This is a genomic window from Paenibacillus sp. FSL K6-1230 (genome assembly GCF_038002385.1).
GTDB lineage: Bacteria > Bacillota > Bacilli > Paenibacillales > Paenibacillaceae > Paenibacillus > Paenibacillus massiliensis.
In genome coordinates this window covers 6,079,688-6,098,808 of the sequence record NZ_JBBOCK010000001.1, presented here as the reverse complement: position 1 = coordinate 6,098,808, position 19,121 = coordinate 6,079,688, and the positions used below count along the sequence as shown (strand labels likewise).

Genomic DNA, 19,121 nt, shown 5'->3' with positions numbered 1-19,121 from the left:
CGTGTACCTCGATGGGCGCGCTTCTTTTTTTGGATTTTTCATATACAGTGATTCGGATAAAGACATGACAACTAAGGGATGTGATTGCTAGAGATGAAGAGGCGTACAAGCAGTCTTATACTTACAGGTACAGTGACGCTGGTCGTGGTAGGCGTAGCTCTTGGATGGTGGTGGTATAATAGCATGGCTGATAAGCCCTCACGTGCCACAGAGCAATTCATCCTGAAGCATATGACGAATTCAAACGGCACGTTGGCCTCCTATCTACAGGCTGATATATCCGAGCATCCAGATATCCCTGCAGGCCGAGAGGCATTGTCGGAGTCATTGGGACTGTGGATGGAATACGCAGTCATGAAGGAGGATCAGCAGCTCTTCGAGAGTAGTTATCGTGTGTTAATGGATCGCTTCCTGAACGATCAGAAGTATGTGACCTGGAAGCTGGAGCCGGATGGAAGCTCTACCGTGAATACGAATGCCCTGGGAGATGATTTTCGAATCATCCGTGCTTTGTTAGAGGCCTCCAGTGTATGGGAGCAGGAAGGAGGAGCTTACGAGCAGACTGCTGAAGTGATATCCAAGACATTGCATGAACAGGTACGTAACCAGGGCTATTTTGTTGACTTTAATGATTTCAAGCATAGCTATGTCCCCGAGACGTTAAGTCTTGTCTATGTGGATACGGTTGCCCTGCGCGGCATGCGGGACAAGGGATGGATTGGACAGGAGGAATACAACCAGTATGAGCAGATGCTGTTAACTTTACCGGAGGATGGGACCTTCTTCCCTAGAACCTTCAATGTAATAAGCGGGGAATATCAGTACGCGGACGAGGTGAATCTGATTGACCAGCTGATTGTAGGCATCCACATGGTGGAGGCTGGTCGTAGACCAGAGGCGCTCATAGAATTCATGAAGCGTGAGTTCGCAGAGCATGGGGGATTGAAGGGGCGCTATGCGGCAAGCACATTGCAAGCGCAGGTGGAGTATGAATCTCCGGCTGTCTATGGGCTGGCCATTCTTTTGGCGCTGGATATGAATGACCGTCCATGGGCTGAGCAGCTATACGCCCGTATGATTACCTTCCGTAAGAATCATGGTGCCTATGCTGGAGGCTATGTATTTGATCAGAATACACATATGTTCGATAATCTGCTTCCATTGTTGGCTGAGAGGGCGCTTGGAAAATAGCAGGAGGTGGTAGCCTATGAAGAAGCGAAGTGTGCCGCGAGGAGCCGTCTGGGCATACGTTGTCTTAATCAGTATTGCAAGCTTGCAGCAAGTAGCGCTATATCTGCATAGCCGTATCCATGGTGCCTATCAGTTGACGGAGCTACTACTTCTGATAGGTAGCCTTGTGGCTTTGGTCGCTGGCTTGTTACTTTCTGTACGCAGGACTATCATTTGTGTGGGGATGTTCCTGATTGCCTATCCAATCTGGCTTGTCTCATACAACAACATCGGTGCATGGAACTTGTTCTGGCTGCTCCTTATTCCGGGAAATGCAATCATCGCATCTCGTATACAATCGCTCTTGCGCCGCGAATCTCCAACAGAGAGTCTATACGGACCGCAATCAACCAGCCCAGGTCTCAGGCTATGTACGAATCTGGGCAATAAGGAAGCGTTACAAGAGGCTGTCATGAGACACTCCAATCTGGCACGTCGCTTTCCTGAATGCTATAGTCTGTGCATTATGATGTTCAAGGTAAAGCCGCAGCCAGCGGATACGGAGCCACTAGATTCTGTAGGCTGTGCACGATTGTTGATGGATCTATCCAATTCGATTCAGAGGGAGCTAAGATTCGATGACTACACTTTCTTCATAGGAGAGGGGAGGTTCGTCATTCTATGTCCTATGATGAATGAGGATTACATACAGTTGCTCATTGGGCGGCTGAAGGCGGCTCTGATGGAGGTGGAGTATATTAACAGCCAGGGACATCATATACAGATTATTGTTCGTTCCGGAGCTATGGTGTTTCAGCTGGAGCAATGGGAGCAGTACCCATGCATTGATACTGTCATTTCCGAGCTGGAACACCATTCACGAACAGATCTGGATGTTCAGGGGCTATCAGTAATAAGGTAGGATTATCTTTGGCTAAAATGCGTTTAACAAGGATAACGGATGCCCTATGCTCACTGGCTGTCCCTGATGATCGGAATCCCCGTAGTACTGCCATTCATTTGTGCTTGCGTCATATACGTAGTCTGATTGCCATTGTGCGCCGTGATCTGCGATTGCCTCAATCGCGGATAAAATGTATTCGATCTCCTGATCTGTCATCACTGGATGCAGTGATATTCTCACCCAGCCAAGCTTGAGCGACATGTTGCCCTGATCAATCTGGTCTGTCATGGCCTTAGACTCAGATGGTCCAAGCTGGAGCAGATAGTGTCCATAGGTGCCAGCACATGAGCAGCCTCCTCGTGCCTGAATCCCGAAGCGATCGTTCAGTAGACGTACAGCCAGATTATAGTGAACTCCCTCAATCAGTAGAGATACAATACCTGCACGATCCTTATGCTGTCCTGCCAGCACAGAGACTCGGCTGATACGACTCAACCCTTGAAGCAGTCGTGTAGTGAGCTGCCGCTCACGCTGTTCGATGCGACTTATACCCATCTGCTCCTTCAGACGAATTGCCAGTGCCGCACGGATAGCTTGCAGGAATCCCGGTGTTCCTCCGTCCTCTCGCGCTTCAATATCACCTAGATAGCGATGCTCTCCCCATGGATTCGTCCATGATACAGTTCCACCTCCGGGCTGTTCCGGTATTGAACTGGTGTATAGCCTGGAATTCATAATCAGCACTCCACAGCTACCAGGACCACCAAGGAATTTGTGCGGTGAGAAGCAGATTGCATCCAGTTGCTCCAGTGGATTACTTGTATGCATGCGAATCGTCTCATATGGTGCACTTGCTGCGAAATCCACGACACAAATGCCACCGTGCTCATGCATGATGCGGGCCATTTCATGGTACGGAGTGCGGAGACCTGTTACGTTCGAGCAGGCTGTAAAAGCACCAATCTTATACTTGCGCTCACGGTGCTGGTAGAGCACGGCCTCAAGAGCGTTCAGATCGACCAATCCATCTGTTCCAGGGGGAAGGCACCATACCTCCGCATAGGTCTCCGCCCAGGAAATCTGATTCGAATGATGCTCCATATGGGTGACTATGATTAGTGGACGATCCTCAGATGCCAGAGGCAGGAGCGGCGTTTTTTTCAAGCCTAACAGATGCTGCAGCTTGTGGACTGCACCGGTCATTCCTGTTCCAGCGAACAGGATAACATCCTGCTCATCTGCATGGACATGTCTCTTGATCATCGCTTTTGCCTCATGGTAGGCATCTGTCATGGCTGCACTGGTGAGATTCGAGCCTGTATGGGTGTTGGCAACTAACGGTCCTATGTCATGAATCATGTAATCCTCGATGGGACGATACAGTCGTCCGCTGGCCGTCCAGTCAGTATATAGCAATCTTTGTCTCCCGTATGGCGTCGCGAAGATGTGGTGCTGGCCGATGACCTGATTACGATACCATTGAAAATAATCCTCCGATGTACTGCGCGGCGCATAGGTGGCACGGCCAATTATTGCCTGGAGCATCATGAGCCTCCTTTTGCATTCAGTCTGCTATGTAGCCTACGCTGGAAGGTGCTCAAAGGTTAATGAAAGCTAAGTATTTTCACTGTTCCGACTTAAATGCTAACTCCAGGTGCAGATACCCACCTAGGCAAGATACACCGGAGCTTGCACTTGCGGTTGTGCCTCCGAAGCTGACTACTCAGCAATTTGCCTCATATACCAGCAGCCGAACAACAGAATCTGAAGCATTCTCCAGCCCGTGACTCCAATTCGGTTTGTTCAATATCACATCTCCTGGCTTTACATCCCTCTCTTTCCCGTTTACCGTCATTCGTCCCTGGCCCTCCAGAACCACGTACACTTCCTCATTCTGCTTGTGCCCGTGATAGCCGATAGACGTGCCAGGGGGAAGCTCCATGTAGTAGAAAAATCGTAGCTTACTGTCATAATCCTCTTCACCGAACAGCTTGACGGATTTCACCTCTCCTTTGCCCTGATGGCTGCTGGCGATTCGCAGCGGTGCCTCCAAAAAATTTCTGACAATCATCCTCTATCCCTCCTATAGAAATTCCTAAAAACAACCACACATTTGTCTCGGAGCTTAATCGTTCAAATTGGTATTTCGCTAAAGATTCGGACAAAGCCTGCATACGTTCCTCATCTCTTGAGGCCATGCTGGTGCTCGTTGATGCTGCTTATGACATCCGGTGTGGGCTAGTTGCATAGACTCGTTGGTGCTTACAGCTCTGTGCTAGCTGTGGAATTCTGAATTAACTTCGTCAGCTCCTCATACCAGGCGCCAATCTCCTCATCTGTTGCTGCTGTATCCAGCTCGCTCAGCTCTGACAGTAGTATGCGTTTGTCCTCTGGGCTCAGCTTGCTGGAACCATTGTCCTGATCTGCGAAGGCAGAGTTGAGATTCATGACGAACGGAGGCAGCATACCGTTCATGGCTAACAGTTCCGAAGGAATCCCGCTAAAATCACTTGCCTCTTCCTCTGCTTGCCTCATTGGCGGCTGTGGTCTCAGGCTCTCCATAAGCTCCATAACCTGATCAAACAGCTCGGATACTTCCTCATCTGTAGCTACCGAGGCATCAAAATCTGTCAGAATATTCTGCAGCTCCGCAAATGGATCGATCTCCTCTTCTGTTCCTCTGGAAGATTGCCCTGTGACCGAGCTGGACGTTGAGGCTTCTGCAATAGCTTGCTGGATCGAGCTGAGCAAGGATTTCTCCTGATCCGTGGTCAGCGGTTCCGGTCGTGGTGGCCTGCTGTAGGTACCTGTTGGAGTAATGGCTTGCTCTCCAGACGTGTGTTCGGTGTATTCTGCACTTAACTGCAGCGAGTCGTGATTTCCTTGTTCTTGTCCCGCAGGCTTGGGAGGCAGTGCAGGAGAGTTCTTCTGTGCATGGTTTACACTCCCGTATTCTGTAGTTGTGTAAGATAAGAGATTACGGTAATAGTCGGTGCTAATAGACATAGTGGAGTCCCTTTCCTTTCAGCGTGATCAATTTGGTTTGTTGTCTATCCTCTTTCACATTCAACGCCCTATTGCAGCGCCCACAGAGCAGTTCATCGGCTGCGAAGCTGAATTTAGACTGAAGGTAAGTTGAGTAATTGTTGAAGATGTAGGGCGTTATGTATGGAGTTGGGGGGGAGTGATGCGAGAACGGTAGATGCATGAGACCACCAAAGGTGGGAAGTGGGGGAGGGCTATGGATATACGTGAACTGGAGTGAGGTTCGTAAGACAGCACAAAAAAACAGCCAGATGAACAAGGGGACGTTGCTCCCACATGGGATTAATAGCGGACATCTGACTGTCTATGATATAGGATTAGTTTGGCTGAACAGATTATGGTCATGTGGTAGGCATCAAATAGCTCTTCGAATAGGATAGTGTATAGGCCGCACTCTCTTCATGAATCTCGTTGTTGTTACTGAGCGGGCGAGGACTCCGTTTATAAGTCAAGCGATTGTATTTATTAATAAGCTCGTCCAATACCATGGATTGCTTCAACACAATCGGGTGACTCAGATCATAGTGCTTGGCCAGGTTATAGAGCTGCTGTCGAGCTACATCAATGCTCTGCTGCAAGGACTTCTGATGGATCAACCCTACACACCTCCTTCTGTTGGGTTATTCTGTGTGTGTGGGCCGTATCTATCAGTAGCTAGAATCCCACATCCTTAGTTTAGGGGGATATGTCTATATCTGGGTGTAAATAATTTGGACATGTTACATATCCAGTTGCAGGTTGGAATGTCATGTGGAGTGAAGCCTGAGGAGCTTGAAACCTAGGTTAATTATCTTCACTAACAAAATAAAAAGGTAATACGAGATTTAGCTCTCATATTACCTGTCTACGCCAAATTACTTATTTAATTAACAAAAAATTTCCATGTTTCTAATATTAGATACTGATATTTAAAAATGAACCTAATTAACCAGATCCATGTTGGTCAAGGTTGGTAGTAAAAGGAGGTGCAAATTTTCCTATACCATGAACGTATGGGAATATTACAAAGCTAAATGCTATGAATATTATGAAAGCTTTCTTTTTCATAGGGTTTCCCTTTCTGTAAGGAGAATATTTTGGTAACTAGTCTTAATTTCTATGGATGCATAACCTCTGTAACGCTCAAATAAACGGATACTCTTTAGTATACTATCTATATCATTGATATTAATAGATTTTTTGAATCCGTCCAGTAGGTATTTAAAACCATATGAGTACATAGACTTTTCTAAATAATATAAAGCTAACTCATAGAGAAAACGAACAGATTGCTCAGCCACCATTTGTTCTGTGTAATTTCCTAATGCTTCTTGCTGCTCCATCCATCTACTGATTTCGGATTCATATCGAATGAGTATCGGATCAACGTCCGCATGATAGCGATTTGCTACGACAATGATATTTAATAACGCAGATGAAATCTCATATTCTTTAGTCTCAATATATGCGATGTAATCAGGTAGTATACTTATGTCACCAGACATTAATTTGTTCACCAAGGTATTAGCTTCAGCCCATTCCTGAAAAAGTGACTTCCATCGCAAAGTTTCAGTGTCGTTCTCTTTAACCCAATTAAGATCGGCATAATCGTATGTAAATTGGAGCGCTTGATCATAATCACGAGAAGCTTCACTAGCACCTGCACGTAGAAGATTACAATAGGCGATATAAAAGAAGAGGGGTCTTCCGGGTGTTTTCTCATCGGCTACTCTGCGCCTTCTAGAACTCTGAGACATGAAATATAAAATCTCTGCTTTTCTACCCATTTCCTTGGCGACCTCTTCAACCTTATCCCACCGTCGCAAGGAACGATAGGTATTAGCCAGATCCTTGAGTGCATCCAACTGATCAATCTCATCCAGACGCTCCACGAACGGCTCGAACTGAATGGCGGCTTGCAGATTCTTGGAATGATCCTCTCCCAATCTTAAGGAGAAGAGACGATATTGACACAGAGCCAGGCGCTCTGAATGCTGTCTGCGCTCACTGGAGGCAACGACATCGTAAAGGATTGCCGCAGCTTCACGCTTGTTATCCTGAAAGAAATCCTCGGCCGTCTCGAACAATAATGGAGAGTACGTCAAATTATCAATTAGCAGGGCTACAGCCTTCTCCATACAGCTCAGCTTGCCGAGCTCAGCACATCGATACAGGAAGGGTCTGATCCTCCGCCAGTTCAGTGGCGCATTGATAAGACATTCTTCAATGTACTGTTCGTAAAAATGCCCATGCTCCAGCCCCATTACGGTGGTAATGCGGTCAAGCTGGTCCACGGCAATCACTTTGTTACCGCTTAGAATTGAACTGATCGTTCCTGGATTAAGGCCTGAGATTTTTCCCAGTTGACTAATATTAAGTGCTTTCAACTCCATGTAGTTCTCAAGTTCTGTGCGAATCGTGGTTGCCTGTGCCAATATAACCACCCCTTAAAGCTTAACATTAGGATCTGATGAGCGTCCAGATATACGTTTGGAATAATTTATTAAATTTTTAACTACAAGAACGCTACTATGTAAGGGAGCCTCATCTTCAATCCATCATCAAATTCATATGTAATTTTTTTCCTTATGATTGTTACAAATATAACCATTTATTGGACGTTGGTCAATTGTTTTCTTCAAATTTCTATTAATCTGGGTTGGATAACAGGATTTCTTCTCTCTTCGACCTTACACAGCTATGCTAAAATAAACTCCAGTTCAGTTCATTAAGAAGGAGGAGAAGCAAGATGAAACGAATGGGCTGTTTGCATGCTCACTATTCGAATATCTCCTATATTGAAGAAGCATTTCACGATAAAGGGATTCAGTGGATGCATTTTGTAGACCCAGGGCTTGTATACAGCTCAGACCCAGAGCGTGATCCGGGTGATGAGGGGGCGAAGCGGCGTGTTAGGGAGCAATTGGATTGGATGCAGCGATGCCAACTGGATGCAATTCTAATCACCTGTACCTACTATGCTGCTTTGCTGTCACAGCTCAGCGATCCCATATCCAGTGATATTCCGATTCTAACGATTGATGAGCCTTATTTTGTGGAGCTTTGCCGTATGAATACCCCTCAACTACTCCTGTTCACCAACCCCGAGACGGTACAGGGGACGATGAACCGTTTACAGCAATATGCCGTTCGTTCAGGTCAGACTGTGCAGGTGGAGACGGATGTCATTGACGGGGCCTTTCCACTCCTTATGCAGGGAGACAAGGAAACGTATGATGCCGTTATATCGGAGCGTATTCGTCTGCTGCTAGAGCAGAAGCCTGATTATAGACTCTCTGTAGCTCAGCTATCTATGGTAGATGCTGTGAAAGGGCAAGTGGATCACAGGGGGAACCAGATCGGACATCCGCTGAAGCCGCTGGTTCGCGAGGTGTTGTCAGTATTGCAGTTGGAATCCTGAGCAGGTTATCATCGGTTAGGCGAGAAATGAGACAGACACACAAGTGACTGTAGCCAAGACCTTTTCACGGGGTATGCTGTTACACGATCTTGATACTTTTAAAGACGGGAATAGAAGCAGTTCAGGAAATGTGGAGGACGTACATGTATCGTATTGTTATTTTTCAAGGGCCAAGCGCTTCGGGTAAAAGCACGCTTCAGGCTATGCTGGGACTGCCGCGTGTAGTCACCTGGACCTCTAGACCACCTCGGGACGGTGAGAAGCATGGACAGCATTATTTCTTCGCTACGCGAGAAGAGCTGGAGTTCATGTACAGACAAGGTCGTATGGCAGAGATGTCCACCTATCACGGGGAGCTGTACGGAACTTCACTTCGCTCACTGCAAGAGGCCATAGAGGGAGGAATGACCGTCTCTACTGTTATGGATGCACAGGGGGCAGCAGTGGTTAAGGCGCTTTTTCCTGACCAGACGCTTCTAATTGGCATCGCAGCAGACCGGGAGCAGATTCACAAGCGACTGCTGGAGCGCCAGAGCTCTCCTGAGGAGATCAAGCGCCGTCTCATGGGCTTTGATCAGGAGATACAAAGTTTGGGGCAGTGTGATCTAATCATTAATAATAATGATGAACAGCTGCAGAAGGCCGAGGGTGTAATCCAACTTCTGAAGCAGGCACTGTTAAAGTAGTTGATGTAGTATTTTGTGTGGGGCGGAAAGGCTGAACAAGGGCCCGCGAAATGAACACAGCCACTGTGAATAGGTTAATCCTATGACAGTGGCTTGTGTGATATACTTCCAGATTATCGGTTAATTGAATAACTATAGCATGATCCTGCGCTCGTTTTGAAGGTGAGTGATTCATTTCACATGTGAAATCCGCCCTTTGTATTATAGTGAGAGGAATGCAAAAGGGGAGGTTCACTGTGGCTAAAGTAATCTCAAATGTCCGGTATGCTCCGGATATCAGTGTGTTGAAGGTGGAGGGCGATTATGCAGGCGCGATGGGGCAATTTTATATGCTGCGCTGCTGGGACAGCTTTCCCGTGTTGTCACGTCCGATCAGTATATATGACATAGGGGACGGCTATATCGCATTCATGTTCCGAATCGTCGGCACGGGGACAGAACTGCTCTCTGAATTACAGCCAGGAGATGAGATCCAACTGGAAGGACCTTTTGGTCAAGGCTTCCCCGAGGTGGAAGGCCGCATAGCACTGGTAGGGGGAGGCATGGGAACAGCACCTCTATATATGGCTGCCAAGCGGTATACACAGGCTGAGGTATTTCTGGGATTTTCGACAGCGGCCTTTGGCGTGTCTGCTTTTGAGGAACGGACAAGTCAGGTCAAGGTTACGGTAGGTGCCGAGAGTATTTTGGAGCATGTCCAGCCTGAGCGCTATGAGTATATTTTTGCCTGTGGTCCACATCTGATGCTGGAGGCGTTGGCTCACAAGGTAGAGGGGACTGGAGTAAGATTGTTCCTGTCTGCTGAGAAACGTATGGCCTGTGGGATAGGGGCCTGTCTGGTATGCTCTGTGCAAGGACCCCATGGCAATCGCAAGGTATGTAAGGATGGACCCGTATTTGAAGCAGGGGAGGTGGATTGGAATGCACTCCATGACCTGTAATATAGCAGGGGTAGAGCTGAAGAATCCGGTCATTATGGCCTCCGGTACCTTCGGCTTTGGACGGGAATATGCGCAGTTCTATGATCCTTGTCTACTGGGAGGGATTTCTGGCAAGGGCATTACGCTTCACCCTCGCGCGGGGAACAAAGGCTCGCGGATGCAAGAGACAGCATCAGGAATGATGAACAGTGTAGGTCTGGAGAATCCGGGAGTGGAGGCCTTTCTAAGGGATGAACTGGAGTCCATGACACAATGGGATACCGCAGTTATGATCAATCTTGGAGGAGCCGACATCGAAGAGTACGTGAAAGCAGCGAGTATTATCAATGATGCCTGTGCTGCCCAGCGTCGGGAAGGATTACGGACAGCGGATATGCTGGAGCTCAATATTTCCTGCCCGAATGTGAAGGAAGGCGGTATGCAGTTCGGTATCCGCACCGAGGTGGCTCGTCAGGTCGTACGAGCGGTACGAATGGCAACAGCTCTTCCGCTGATCGTGAAGCTGTCTCCGGGAGCGGAGGATTTGACGGCTATGGCGGTCATGTGTGAAGAGGAGGGAGCGGACGGCATCTCGCTGGTCAATACCTTTCAGGCCATGAAGATTGATATCCGTCGCCGTCGCAGCGCCTTCCAGCAGACTTATGCGGGTCTATCGGGACCAGCGATCAAGCCAATCGCTCTACGGATGGTCCATCAGACAGCCCAAGCGGTGCGCATTCCGGTCATAGGAATGGGGGGCATCACCTCCGCTGAGGATATCGTAGAATTCATCATGGCAGGGGCTGCTGCCGTGCAGGTTGGGACGTATAATTTCATGAATCTGCGAGCCGGGGTGGAGCTAATCTCAGGTCTGGAAGCATGGATGAGACAAGAAAAGGTACAAGCTCTGGATGAGATTAGAGGAATTGTATAGTTTTATATATTTTTGTTCGCTTTTCGTTCTCTAAAACTGCGGCATATGTTATAATATTCCATAACAACAGAATGGCTTAGATGGGCGGTCGGCTAGTCTCCTGTAGGGGAGGTGAAGCCTGTGGAGGTGAAGGATGCACTGACACTCATGATGACGTTCGGTTCGCTGCTGATTGCGCTGATTGGACTTGTCGTCACTATTGTCGTTGCACTGACCCAAGACAAAAAGAAATAGACCGCCCTGTCGAAAGGTAAGCGGTCTATCTCATGTACCAATGCCTGCAGCCTACCGCCCTTGTAAGCGGACTGTTGCCGAAGAGTAAGGATGCGCCAACATCCTTACTCTTTTTCTATAGACGATAGAATATAATCTGTCTACAGTGGAGCGAACCATTCTATCATCATAAGAAAAACTTCCGCTAAGTGCGGTCTGTCTTCTGTGAAGCAAGTCGACAGATGTTATTCTTAGGGTACACAATCTTTTTACATTTTATCACAAAGTTGGTCATATTGACAACGGAGCATACGCCTTAATCTGCAGCTTTCATGGGCTATTGTCTACAGGAGTAGGTCTCAATCCCATCCACATTAATCCTGCCCTACGCTCTCCAGAATGGCATCCCCGGCAGCGCTGATACGGATGTGAGCATAGCGGGCATTTGTCTGTACATCCAATCCAGTGCCTTCTGGCACAAAATAGCTCTCAATACCATAGTAGATCCCACCACCTCCGGACATCCTGCCGTTCAGCACGAGCTCTCCGGTCTCAAGCGTCTCACCAGGCTGATATAGTCGTTGGAAGGTGTAGACCCCGTCGGCACCCGGGGCAAGCACGACGCTTACCCGTGCTCTATAAGGCATTGCAATCAGCTTCTCCTGTGCTGGAGATGGCGGATTTGAGATGGTATAGCCCAGTTGTACATAGTCCCCTTGCAGCAGTGAGCGGGGGTCCACTGGCATGAGCTCCAGCTTCACCGTTGTTCCTGACTGCAGCAGTGTCTCCTTGTAGACTGTCACAGAGCCGATGTAAGCCAACTGCAGTAGAATCACCAGCCCGATGGCAATCGTACGTCTGCGAATCAAGCTGTTGTGCGGTATGGAGTCAGCGGCCTCGGAGCTATCTGCGGCCCGACGGGCAGCTATATAAGCGAGCGCCAGTGCAAGGATCCCCAAGAGAGCCAGTGTCAGAGACTTGTGCAGCAAGGGCCATAAAAGGTCATAATACTGGAAGCCGATAAACAAGAACCAGAACACCACGCTTATAGTCGCATGAAGTATCCTATGCTGCTGGAGGTATCGGAATGCCAGATAAGTGACTACAATAAAGTTCAAAATATTGAACATTAAGTGACCGTAAGGGATTGCGGACTGTAGGAAAGACAGCCACAACAGGAAGAGCAGCGTGAAGAACAAGCTGCTTTCTCCGAGATGCTTGCGTGCATTCTCATGCAAGGACGGGGCTGTCAGACGGGAGTGAGCAGCCAGAAGTCCTCCGTTGATCAGAGCCAATATCATCATCATGTAAGTGAAGCTGCGCGGTACGTCGTCCAGCAGCTGATACAGCATCATGCCCATGCTGAGATTCCAGATGGCATGCGTGGCCCATAGCTGTGTCCGTCCTTCGGAGCGCAGCCATCCAAGTCCGATCAATAACGTGATGATCATGGATACAGCGAGGTTATCTATCCATAGTGCAGCGATGACCCCGATAATGTACCCGATGCAGAGCATTGTATAACGAATCACGGAATCCACGGAACGCCATATCGTCATGGAGACCATGAAGATTAGACTCAGAGCGAGCAATCCATACTCTGGATGCGACAGTCCGGTGGTAATGAGCGCTAGCCCGATCAGGGAAATGCTTCCGATCAGAATCCCTACGATCTTAATGATTCGGGATACGAGTACGCTCATGATCGAACGTGCATCGTGTGTCGAATCTGAATCTGATGGTACAGGCTTCGATTCTAAGCTGTCTGCCGGGGCAGCGATCTCCCGATCAGTGTGTGCTTCATCGACACCAGATTCGGCATTTCTGGTCTGCTCCAGCCTGCGCAAATAGCGGAAGAACAGTACATTTCCCGTCAGCAGCGCTGCGACGAAGATCAGGCCGTACAGAAAAAATAGCGTCGACGAGTGATACACCGTCAGCTCAATGAATTTGAAGACCGCGAAGCCCGAGACAGCCAGTGCATTCAGAGCTACGAAGGTCGTATTGAAACGCACATGAAGGAAGTAATAGAAGCCTGCTGCCAGCATCCCCACCCAGAGCACGTTCAAATACACTCCATAGGTCTCATAATAGAAGGAGTTGGACAGGAACCAGAGTGTAATGTGCAGCACGACGAAGCTAAGTATACGCAAGGCAGGTGAACGTAATCTTCGACTCTCGATCAGGATGAATAGCACCAGATTCACCAGCAGGAAAATGAATCCATACATAAGCATATAGGGCTCTTCATACGCCATGAATACAGAGGACGGTATGAAGTAGAACCATAGCGCCAGATGTACCAGGAAGTACGACAATACATAAAACGCTGGATAGCGCGTAATCCAGGCCAAGAGCAGTGCAGGGATGGACCAGACCAGAAACAGTACATAGCTATTGGCGTGAGCATTGTAGATCTGATCCAATAAGGCAACCGCCGTTCCGAAGGAGATACAGCCCCCGACTAGCACAATATTTGACAGGAAATGCTGATGTCCGAATAGCCCCTTCATGCGGCTCAGCACAAAGGATACTCCATAGAACAGGATGACAAGTCCGGTCGCCAGAGAAATTTTCCCCAGCCGATCCATACCACCCCAGTTCGCAGCGAAGAAATAGATCATGGCTGACAGAATGAGCGAGATTCCCAGCAGAAAGCCCAGTCGCACCGCTTGAAGTCGTAACATGAGTTCCACAGATCCTTTCCCGGTTGCGCGTAATGTGATTGTAGATGCTTTCATTATAGAGGACTTTACCTTTGGCTCCAAATGATAAATCAGGTAAGAATTCAGGTATTGACCCTCACGCTTCGTGATACTTTATAGTCAGTGGTGAAGGGAGGATGAATCATGGCCATGAGAGTAAAAGAGGTCGCCAAGCTGGCAGGCATTAGTGTGCGCACACTGCATCATTATGATGAGATCGGTCTGCTCGTCCCCAATGAAGTGACTACAGCAGGGTATCGCCTGTACTCGGAGGATGACCTAGCTCGGCTACAGCAGATTCTGTTTTTCAGGGAGCTGGATTTCCCGCTCAAGCAGATTCAGGAGATTCTGAGCAGTCCTTCCTTTGATCGGGTAGAAGCACTGGAGCTGCAGCAGAATATGCTGCGTGAGAAGCGACGGAGGCTTGATGTGATGCTGGATACGATTGAGAAGACTCTGCAATCTACAAGAGGAGAGATAACGATGACAGCAAGCGAACAATTTAAGGGTTTTGATTTCGGGAGTAATCCCTATGAGGAGGAAGCGCGCAAGCGCTGGGGAGATGAAGCCGTGGATGGGGCCAATGCCAAAGTCAAGGGAATGCCCGCAGATGAGAAGCAGGCCATGTCTGATCGCATGAATGCTATCTACTTCAGGCTCGCTGCACTACGAAATGGTGTACCAGACAGCACTGAGGCACAGGAAGCCATCGGGGAGTGGTATGCATTTCTCAATAGCATGGGTAGTCACAGCTATACGCTGGAGGCCTTCAAGGGCTTGGGGCAGATGTATGTGGACGATGAACGTTTTACCCGCAATATCGATCAATTCGGAGAAGGACTTGCTCTGTTCATGCGAGATGCCATGGCGATCTATGCTGTTCGGCGGGAGGACTTACAAGAGAATAGCTGACAAGAGAAGAAAGATAAGAAACTCACAGTTGATCTAATCGTGGTGCTAGTTGTGAGCAGGAGCCCAGTAGGAAGAAGAGCGCAGGCCGCTTCAAAGTCCATGATTTCGGTGGCACTTGGAGCGGCCTTATTGAGCATATATTTTATGCTGACGTGATCGAGCCCGACGACCTTGTGGATGCTGTATCGAATCGTCATACCTGGCAGAGCTAGTGAACATATTACTCCTCCTCCTCGCGACGACGAGCCGAGCGCAATCGGTGCACAATCGTTACCGGAGCTAGCGTGCAGATGGTGGCAACGGCCCCCAACAGCAGACCCTCGGTCCATGGTTGATCGTTGGATAACGCCAGGTAGAGGACGAAGACCAGCACTCCAAGCATGAGGCATCCCAATACTTTATAGGAGTAGGGCCTGAGGGAAGCCGTCTTTGGCTCCTCATGATCTACAGAAATATGCAGTTGAGCATAACCGAGTACCACCGCACTTAGCATGAATACAAGCCACAATGGATTGGCGATCATCTGACGGGGGCCCTCCGACACTGCCTGATAGCCCAGTATAGCCAGAATTCCCAGGGACTGCACCATAAAAGCGAGCTTGATATGCTTAAGCTGTGCAAGTACCAGCCGTTCGTCTGTAATTTTCTTGAACATCGTTATTCCTCCTTATCCTTCCAAAATAACTCATCCAGTGATTTGCCTACTTCGTGACAAATATCAAGACATAATTTGAGCGAGGGATTGTAGCTTCCCTTCTCAATGAGGCTAATCGTCTGTCTTGTGATGCCTGTCTTGGCGGCAAGCTCCTGCTGGGTCAGCCCCGCAGCCAGTCTGGCAAGTTTGACCCGGTTGTCCAATGAAGACAGCACCTCCCATCTACTTTAGATTGTAACATATATATTCCATAATGGAATATATAAATTGCATTATTCTTATTTTTAATACCCTATACTCTTAACACCTCTTCCGTATCAAGGGATTATAATCATATTCATTCTCTGCGGGTAGGGGATAGAATTTATAAGGTAGAATGCATAGAAGTCGGCCTAGATAATGGAGGAAGGAAGCGAGGAGCAATGAACCGATACGCTGAGTTGAAGATAGCTCTCTCCAGTCTTATGGAGGAACACGGTACTCCGGGGATGAGCGTGGCTGTCCTGCAGGGTGGACAGATCGCGTGGAGTGAGGGGCTAGGAACGCTAGAGAGAGGCAATGATCGTCCAGTAGCACGAAATAGTCTGTTCCATGCCTGTTCCATGAGTAAAATGGTGACAGCATTAGGAGTGCTACGTCTTGTGCAGCAGGAGCGGCTCAGACTGGATGCAGATGTGAACGAGTATCTTGAGTCCTGGAAGCTGACAGAAGGCCCGAACATGAGGAATTCTATGGAACAGGACATGGGTCATGAACGGGAAAAGGACATGATCGGAGATCGTGGTAAGGAGGTAGACCAGCATATCCTCGTCAAGCATATGGATGAAGTGTCAGATCAGAGACCGCGCTACCAGATCAGTGTTACGTTATCGCAGCTTCTGGCTCATCAGGGAGGGCTGGAGGACCCGGAGGGCAGCTTTGATGCATGTCGGCCTGATGATCAGGTGCCCGAGCTGGAGGACATTTTGGCGGGACGCACCCGGTATCTCCAGCAACCGCTGAAAGTAAGCTATGTACCAGAGAGTCGGTTCAGCTACTCGGATGCGGGGTATTGCGTCATCGAGCTGATCGTTGAGCAGGTGACAGGTTTGCCTTTTGCGGAGGCCATGGATGAGCTGGTCATAGGACCACTAGGGCTTCGACACACGTCATTCTGGAATTCGGCTGCCGATCCTGAAGGAAGGACATTGCCCATGGATATTGAAGATATGGATATTGAAGGTGGGCGCGGTATTGCGGCAGGTCATAATGCTCAAGGAGAGGTCATTCCTGACAGACGAGCCTATTATCCTTATCAGGCAGCTGCAGGGCTGTGGACCACGGCGGAGGATTTGGCACGAATGCTGGTTGCGCTTATGGAAGCTTGGCGAGGGGAGTCTCAAGCATTCCTGCGACCAGAGCTGGTTCGTTATATGCTGACAGGCTTTGGTTGTGAGCCAGCTGCGGGGCTTGGTATCTTCCTGCATTCCGCCGATGATGTCCTTCAGATCTTGTCCAGAGGCTGGGGAATCGGCTTCCAAGGCATGATGATAGCTTTTCCACAGCTCGGAATGGGTGCTGCTGTCCTGACGAACATGGACCCCGGCAGACCGCAGCAGGAGTCGGTGGTGGGGGCTGCACTTCGCGAGATAGCCAAGGCCTGTTCTTGGCCCGGGTCTCAAGGGTAGATGATAGGATTATATTATGGAAAAAAAGAATATTGGTTGTCCTAGTACCAGGTCCTAGGATTTAGGAGTATAATATACATAGCTACACAATTGATCATAAGGGAGAGACCTGTCTTTGAATTTTGAACAGTGGATTGCACCTGAATATTATAATCTCACGTCCGAGATGGAGAATCACCCGGCGGAGCGTGTGGCGCTGCGTTGGCTGAGCGACCATGGAGACACGGAGGAGATTACATATGGAGAGCTTCTCGATCAGGCGAATCGTCTGGTGGCTGGGCTCCATGGCCTAGGATTAGAGAAGGGAGATCGTGTGCTCGTCATGGTCCCTAGGCAGATAATTGCCTATATCATTTATATTGCTTGTCTCAAGCTGGGCTTAGTTATCATTCCATCCTCTGAAATGCTGAGAGCCAAGGATCTCGAATATCGCCTGCGTCATTCTGAAGCTCGTGCTGTCATTGCTTGGTCCGATACGACGGAGGAGGTGCAGAAGATTGAAGCTGATCTGCCTGCCCTGGCACACCGTATTGTCGTTTATTCTTCTACGAGCATGCAGGAAGATGCATCCGTGACACCATCAGGCTGGGTGAATCTGAGTGAGCTTATGCAGGGAGCACCAGATGCGCCTATTTCTGTACAGACTCATCGGGATGATATGGCGATCCTGGCTTATACTTCAGGAACGACGGGCAATCCCAAGGGCGTGGTCCACAGCCATGGTTGGGGATACGCTCATCTGCGGATTGCTGCATCCTTGTGGCTGGACATTCAGCCTTCAGATACCGTATGGGCTACTGCCGCACCTGGCTGGCAGAAATGGATCTGGAGTCCGTTCCTGTCCGTGTTGGGCCGGGGCGCGACGGGCTTCATTTACAATGGTGGGTTCAAGCCTGGACGTTATCTGAAGCTGATTGAGCAATATGGAATTCAGGTATTGTGCTGCACGCCTACTGAATATCGGCTGATGGCGAAGGCAGAGGATCTGCCTGGCTACGATCTGTCCAAGCTGCGCAGTGCAGTATCGGCGGGAGAGCCGCTGAATCAAGAGGTGATCGAGATCTTCCAACGGCACTTCCATCTTACAATTCGCGATGGCTATGGACAGACCGAGAGCACGCTGCTGATTGGCAGTCTCAAGGATGCTCCGCTTCGGATTGGCTCCATGGGACAGTCCATCACACCGGGGCTAATCGAGGTCATTGATGAGGAAGGACAGCCACTACCGGCAGGTGTGGTGGGAGATATCGCTGTCCATCAAGATATGCCGGCCTTGTTCCGCACGTATTATCTGGACCCGGGTCGCAAGGAAGCCAGCATGCGCGGAGCCTATTTTGTCACGGGAGACCGGGCGAGCAAGGATGAAGAGGGGTACTTTTGGTTCGAAGGTCGCGGGGATGACATTATTATCAGCTCGGGCTATACCATCGGTCCATTTGAGGTTGAAGAAGCGCTTATGAAGCATGAATTAGTCAAAGAATGTGCAGTCGTTGCCAGTCCTGATGAGATGCGGGGGCATGTCGTTAAGGCGTTCGTGGTGCTGCGCAACGAATCTGCAGCTTCCCCAGAGCTGGCGAGAGAGCTACAGAATCACGTAAAGGCGATTACGGCACCTTACAAATACCCGCGCAAGCTTGAATTCGTGAGCGATCTGCCGAAGACCAGCTCTGGCAAGATTCGACGGATAGAACTCCGTGAGCGGGAGAATAACCAAGCGTAAAAGACTAAGCCAAGGGACCAAGGGTCAGCAATCAGGCACAAGCCAGAGTAGTGTGGTTGAATTTACATGATGAGGTGAAGTAGAGAAGCCTAAGCTTCATATTCATCGGGTGATCAGCAGAAGCTGAATCATTGCCCTGTAGCAGATGCTGAGTAGCTCTGCACATACATCAAGAAGGACACACGTAGCG

At 49.1% G+C, this 19,121-nt stretch carries 18 protein-coding genes; 10 read left to right on the top strand and 8 right to left on the bottom strand.

What is annotated here, in order from left to right; translation table 11 throughout:
* Nucleotides 1-93 precede the first annotated feature (93 nt).
* Nucleotides 94-1,191 carry a glycosyl hydrolase family 8 gene (locus tag MKX74_RS26940; RefSeq protein WP_341180372.1) on the top strand — a complete coding sequence of 366 codons (1,098 nt, stop codon included), beginning with the start codon at nucleotides 94-96 and terminating at the stop codon, nucleotides 1,189-1,191.
* 16 nt (nucleotides 1,192-1,207) lie between these two features.
* Nucleotides 1,208-2,092, top strand: coding sequence for a hypothetical protein (locus MKX74_RS26935; RefSeq protein ID WP_025681548.1), 885 nt, complete (start codon nucleotides 1,208-1,210; stop codon nucleotides 2,090-2,092).
* Between the two features lie 12 nt (nucleotides 2,093-2,104).
* On the opposite strand, the gene MKX74_RS26930 is transcribed toward MKX74_RS26935, so the two are convergent.
* The 5 genes from MKX74_RS26930 to MKX74_RS26910 form a co-directional block, all read right to left on the bottom strand.
* Nucleotides 2,105-3,619, bottom strand: coding sequence for an aminotransferase class V-fold PLP-dependent enzyme (locus MKX74_RS26930; protein WP_341180371.1), 1,515 nt, complete (start codon nucleotides 3,617-3,619; stop codon nucleotides 2,105-2,107).
* Between the two features lie 178 nt (nucleotides 3,620-3,797).
* Entirely contained in the window at nucleotides 3,798-4,145 is a 348-nt protein-coding gene (locus tag MKX74_RS26925; protein ID WP_341180370.1) for a cupin domain-containing protein, read from the bottom strand.
* A 191-nt stretch (nucleotides 4,146-4,336) separates the two neighbouring features.
* Nucleotides 4,337-5,080: a hypothetical protein gene (locus tag MKX74_RS26920; protein WP_341180369.1), complete on the bottom strand. Its 744-nt coding sequence runs from the start codon at nucleotides 5,078-5,080 to the stop codon at nucleotides 4,337-4,339.
* 380 nt (nucleotides 5,081-5,460) lie between these two features.
* Nucleotides 5,461-5,715, bottom strand: coding sequence for an aspartyl-phosphate phosphatase Spo0E family protein (locus MKX74_RS26915; RefSeq protein WP_018883857.1), 255 nt, complete (start codon nucleotides 5,713-5,715; stop codon nucleotides 5,461-5,463).
* Nucleotides 5,716-6,162: 447 nt separating this feature from the next.
* Nucleotides 6,163-7,533, bottom strand: coding sequence for a transcriptional regulator (locus tag MKX74_RS26910; protein WP_341180368.1), 1,371 nt, complete (start codon nucleotides 7,531-7,533; stop codon nucleotides 6,163-6,165).
* A 314-nt stretch (nucleotides 7,534-7,847) separates the two neighbouring features.
* On the opposite strand from MKX74_RS26910, the gene MKX74_RS26905 reads away from it, so the two are divergent.
* The 5 genes from MKX74_RS26905 to MKX74_RS26885 all read left to right on the top strand — a co-directional run bounded on the left by MKX74_RS26905 (nucleotide 7,848) and on the right by MKX74_RS26885 (nucleotide 11,293).
* Nucleotides 7,848-8,519, top strand: a complete 672-nt coding sequence (locus MKX74_RS26905) for a hypothetical protein (protein WP_341180367.1) — start codon at nucleotides 7,848-7,850, stop codon at nucleotides 8,517-8,519.
* A 143-nt stretch (nucleotides 8,520-8,662) separates the two neighbouring features.
* A complete protein-coding gene (locus tag MKX74_RS26900; RefSeq protein WP_341180366.1) occupies nucleotides 8,663-9,205 on the top strand; it encodes a guanylate kinase in 543 nt (180 codons plus the stop codon).
* Nucleotides 9,206-9,441: 236 nt separating this feature from the next.
* Nucleotides 9,442-10,146, top strand: a complete 705-nt coding sequence (locus MKX74_RS26895; RefSeq protein WP_341180365.1) for a dihydroorotate dehydrogenase electron transfer subunit — start codon at nucleotides 9,442-9,444, stop codon at nucleotides 10,144-10,146.
* Complete coding sequence (locus MKX74_RS26890; RefSeq protein WP_018883864.1) at nucleotides 10,127-11,059, top strand: dihydroorotate dehydrogenase; 933 nt, start codon at nucleotides 10,127-10,129, stop codon at nucleotides 11,057-11,059. Before MKX74_RS26895 ends, MKX74_RS26890 begins: the two co-directional genes overlap by 20 nt.
* A 120-nt stretch (nucleotides 11,060-11,179) precedes the next feature.
* Nucleotides 11,180-11,293, top strand: coding sequence for a putative holin-like toxin (locus tag MKX74_RS26885; RefSeq protein ID WP_018883865.1), 114 nt, complete (start codon nucleotides 11,180-11,182; stop codon nucleotides 11,291-11,293).
* A 353-nt stretch (nucleotides 11,294-11,646) separates the two neighbouring features.
* Here the strand turns inward: MKX74_RS26885 and MKX74_RS26880 are convergent, their stop codons facing one another.
* Nucleotides 11,647-13,959 (bottom strand): GDYXXLXY domain-containing protein, encoded by a 2,313-nt coding sequence (locus MKX74_RS26880; RefSeq protein ID WP_341180364.1) that lies wholly within the window; start codon nucleotides 13,957-13,959, stop codon nucleotides 11,647-11,649.
* A gap of 162 nt (nucleotides 13,960-14,121) precedes the next feature.
* On the opposite strand from MKX74_RS26880, the gene MKX74_RS26875 reads away from it, so the two are divergent.
* The gene (locus MKX74_RS26875; RefSeq protein ID WP_341180363.1) at nucleotides 14,122-14,889 is read left to right on the top strand and encodes a MerR family transcriptional regulator; all 768 of its coding nucleotides are present in this window, start codon (nucleotides 14,122-14,124) and stop codon (nucleotides 14,887-14,889) included.
* 220 nt (nucleotides 14,890-15,109) lie between these two features.
* Here MKX74_RS26875 and MKX74_RS26870 read toward each other — a convergent pair whose 3' ends face one another.
* Nucleotides 15,110-15,544 carry a branched-chain amino acid ABC transporter substrate-binding protein gene (locus tag MKX74_RS26870; protein ID WP_341180362.1) on the bottom strand — a complete coding sequence of 145 codons (435 nt, stop codon included), beginning with the start codon at nucleotides 15,542-15,544 and terminating at the stop codon, nucleotides 15,110-15,112.
* 2 nt (nucleotides 15,545-15,546) lie between these two features.
* Nucleotides 15,547-15,747 (bottom strand): helix-turn-helix transcriptional regulator, encoded by a 201-nt coding sequence (locus MKX74_RS26865; protein ID WP_028590669.1) that lies wholly within the window; start codon nucleotides 15,745-15,747, stop codon nucleotides 15,547-15,549.
* A 219-nt stretch (nucleotides 15,748-15,966) separates the two neighbouring features.
* Between MKX74_RS26865 and MKX74_RS26860 the strand changes: the two genes are divergently transcribed.
* Nucleotides 15,967-17,211, top strand: coding sequence for a serine hydrolase domain-containing protein (locus tag MKX74_RS26860; RefSeq protein WP_341180361.1), 1,245 nt, complete (start codon nucleotides 15,967-15,969; stop codon nucleotides 17,209-17,211).
* A 166-nt stretch (nucleotides 17,212-17,377) separates the two neighbouring features.
* A complete protein-coding gene (locus MKX74_RS26855) occupies nucleotides 17,378-18,931 on the top strand; it encodes an acyl-CoA synthetase (protein ID WP_341180673.1) in 1,554 nt (517 codons plus the stop codon).
* Nucleotides 18,932-19,121 lie beyond the last annotated feature (190 nt).

Excerpts from the sequence above, each read along its gene's own strand:
- MKX74_RS26875 (WP_341180363.1), top strand. The coding sequence starts at position 14,122 with ATGGCCATGAGAGTAAAAGAGGTCGCCAAGCTGGCAGGCATTAGTGTG.
- MKX74_RS26890 (WP_018883864.1), top strand. The coding sequence starts at position 10,127 with ATGCACTCCATGACCTGTAATATAGCAGGGGTAGAGCTGAAGAATCCG.
- MKX74_RS26855 (WP_341180673.1), top strand. The coding sequence starts at position 17,378 with ATGGAGAATCACCCGGCGGAGCGTGTGGCGCTGCGTTGGCTGAGCGAC.
- MKX74_RS26930 (WP_341180371.1), bottom strand. The coding sequence starts at position 3,619 with ATGCTCCAGGCAATAATTGGCCGTGCCACCTATGCGCCGCGCAGTACA.
- MKX74_RS26880 (WP_341180364.1), bottom strand. The coding sequence starts at position 13,959 with ATGTTACGACTTCAAGCGGTGCGACTGGGCTTTCTGCTGGGAATCTCG.
- MKX74_RS26920 (WP_341180369.1), bottom strand. The coding sequence starts at position 5,080 with ATGTCTATTAGCACCGACTATTACCGTAATCTCTTATCTTACACAACT.
- MKX74_RS26925 (WP_341180370.1), bottom strand. The coding sequence starts at position 4,145 with ATGATTGTCAGAAATTTTTTGGAGGCACCGCTGCGAATCGCCAGCAGC.
- MKX74_RS26900 (WP_341180366.1), top strand. The coding sequence starts at position 8,663 with ATGTATCGTATTGTTATTTTTCAAGGGCCAAGCGCTTCGGGTAAAAGC.
- MKX74_RS26860 (WP_341180361.1), top strand. The coding sequence starts at position 15,967 with ATGAACCGATACGCTGAGTTGAAGATAGCTCTCTCCAGTCTTATGGAG.
- MKX74_RS26940 (WP_341180372.1), top strand. The coding sequence starts at position 94 with ATGAAGAGGCGTACAAGCAGTCTTATACTTACAGGTACAGTGACGCTG.
- MKX74_RS26935 (WP_025681548.1), top strand. The coding sequence starts at position 1,208 with ATGAAGAAGCGAAGTGTGCCGCGAGGAGCCGTCTGGGCATACGTTGTC.
- MKX74_RS26905 (WP_341180367.1), top strand. The coding sequence starts at position 7,848 with ATGAAACGAATGGGCTGTTTGCATGCTCACTATTCGAATATCTCCTAT.
- MKX74_RS26870 (WP_341180362.1), bottom strand. The coding sequence starts at position 15,544 with ATGTTCAAGAAAATTACAGACGAACGGCTGGTACTTGCACAGCTTAAG.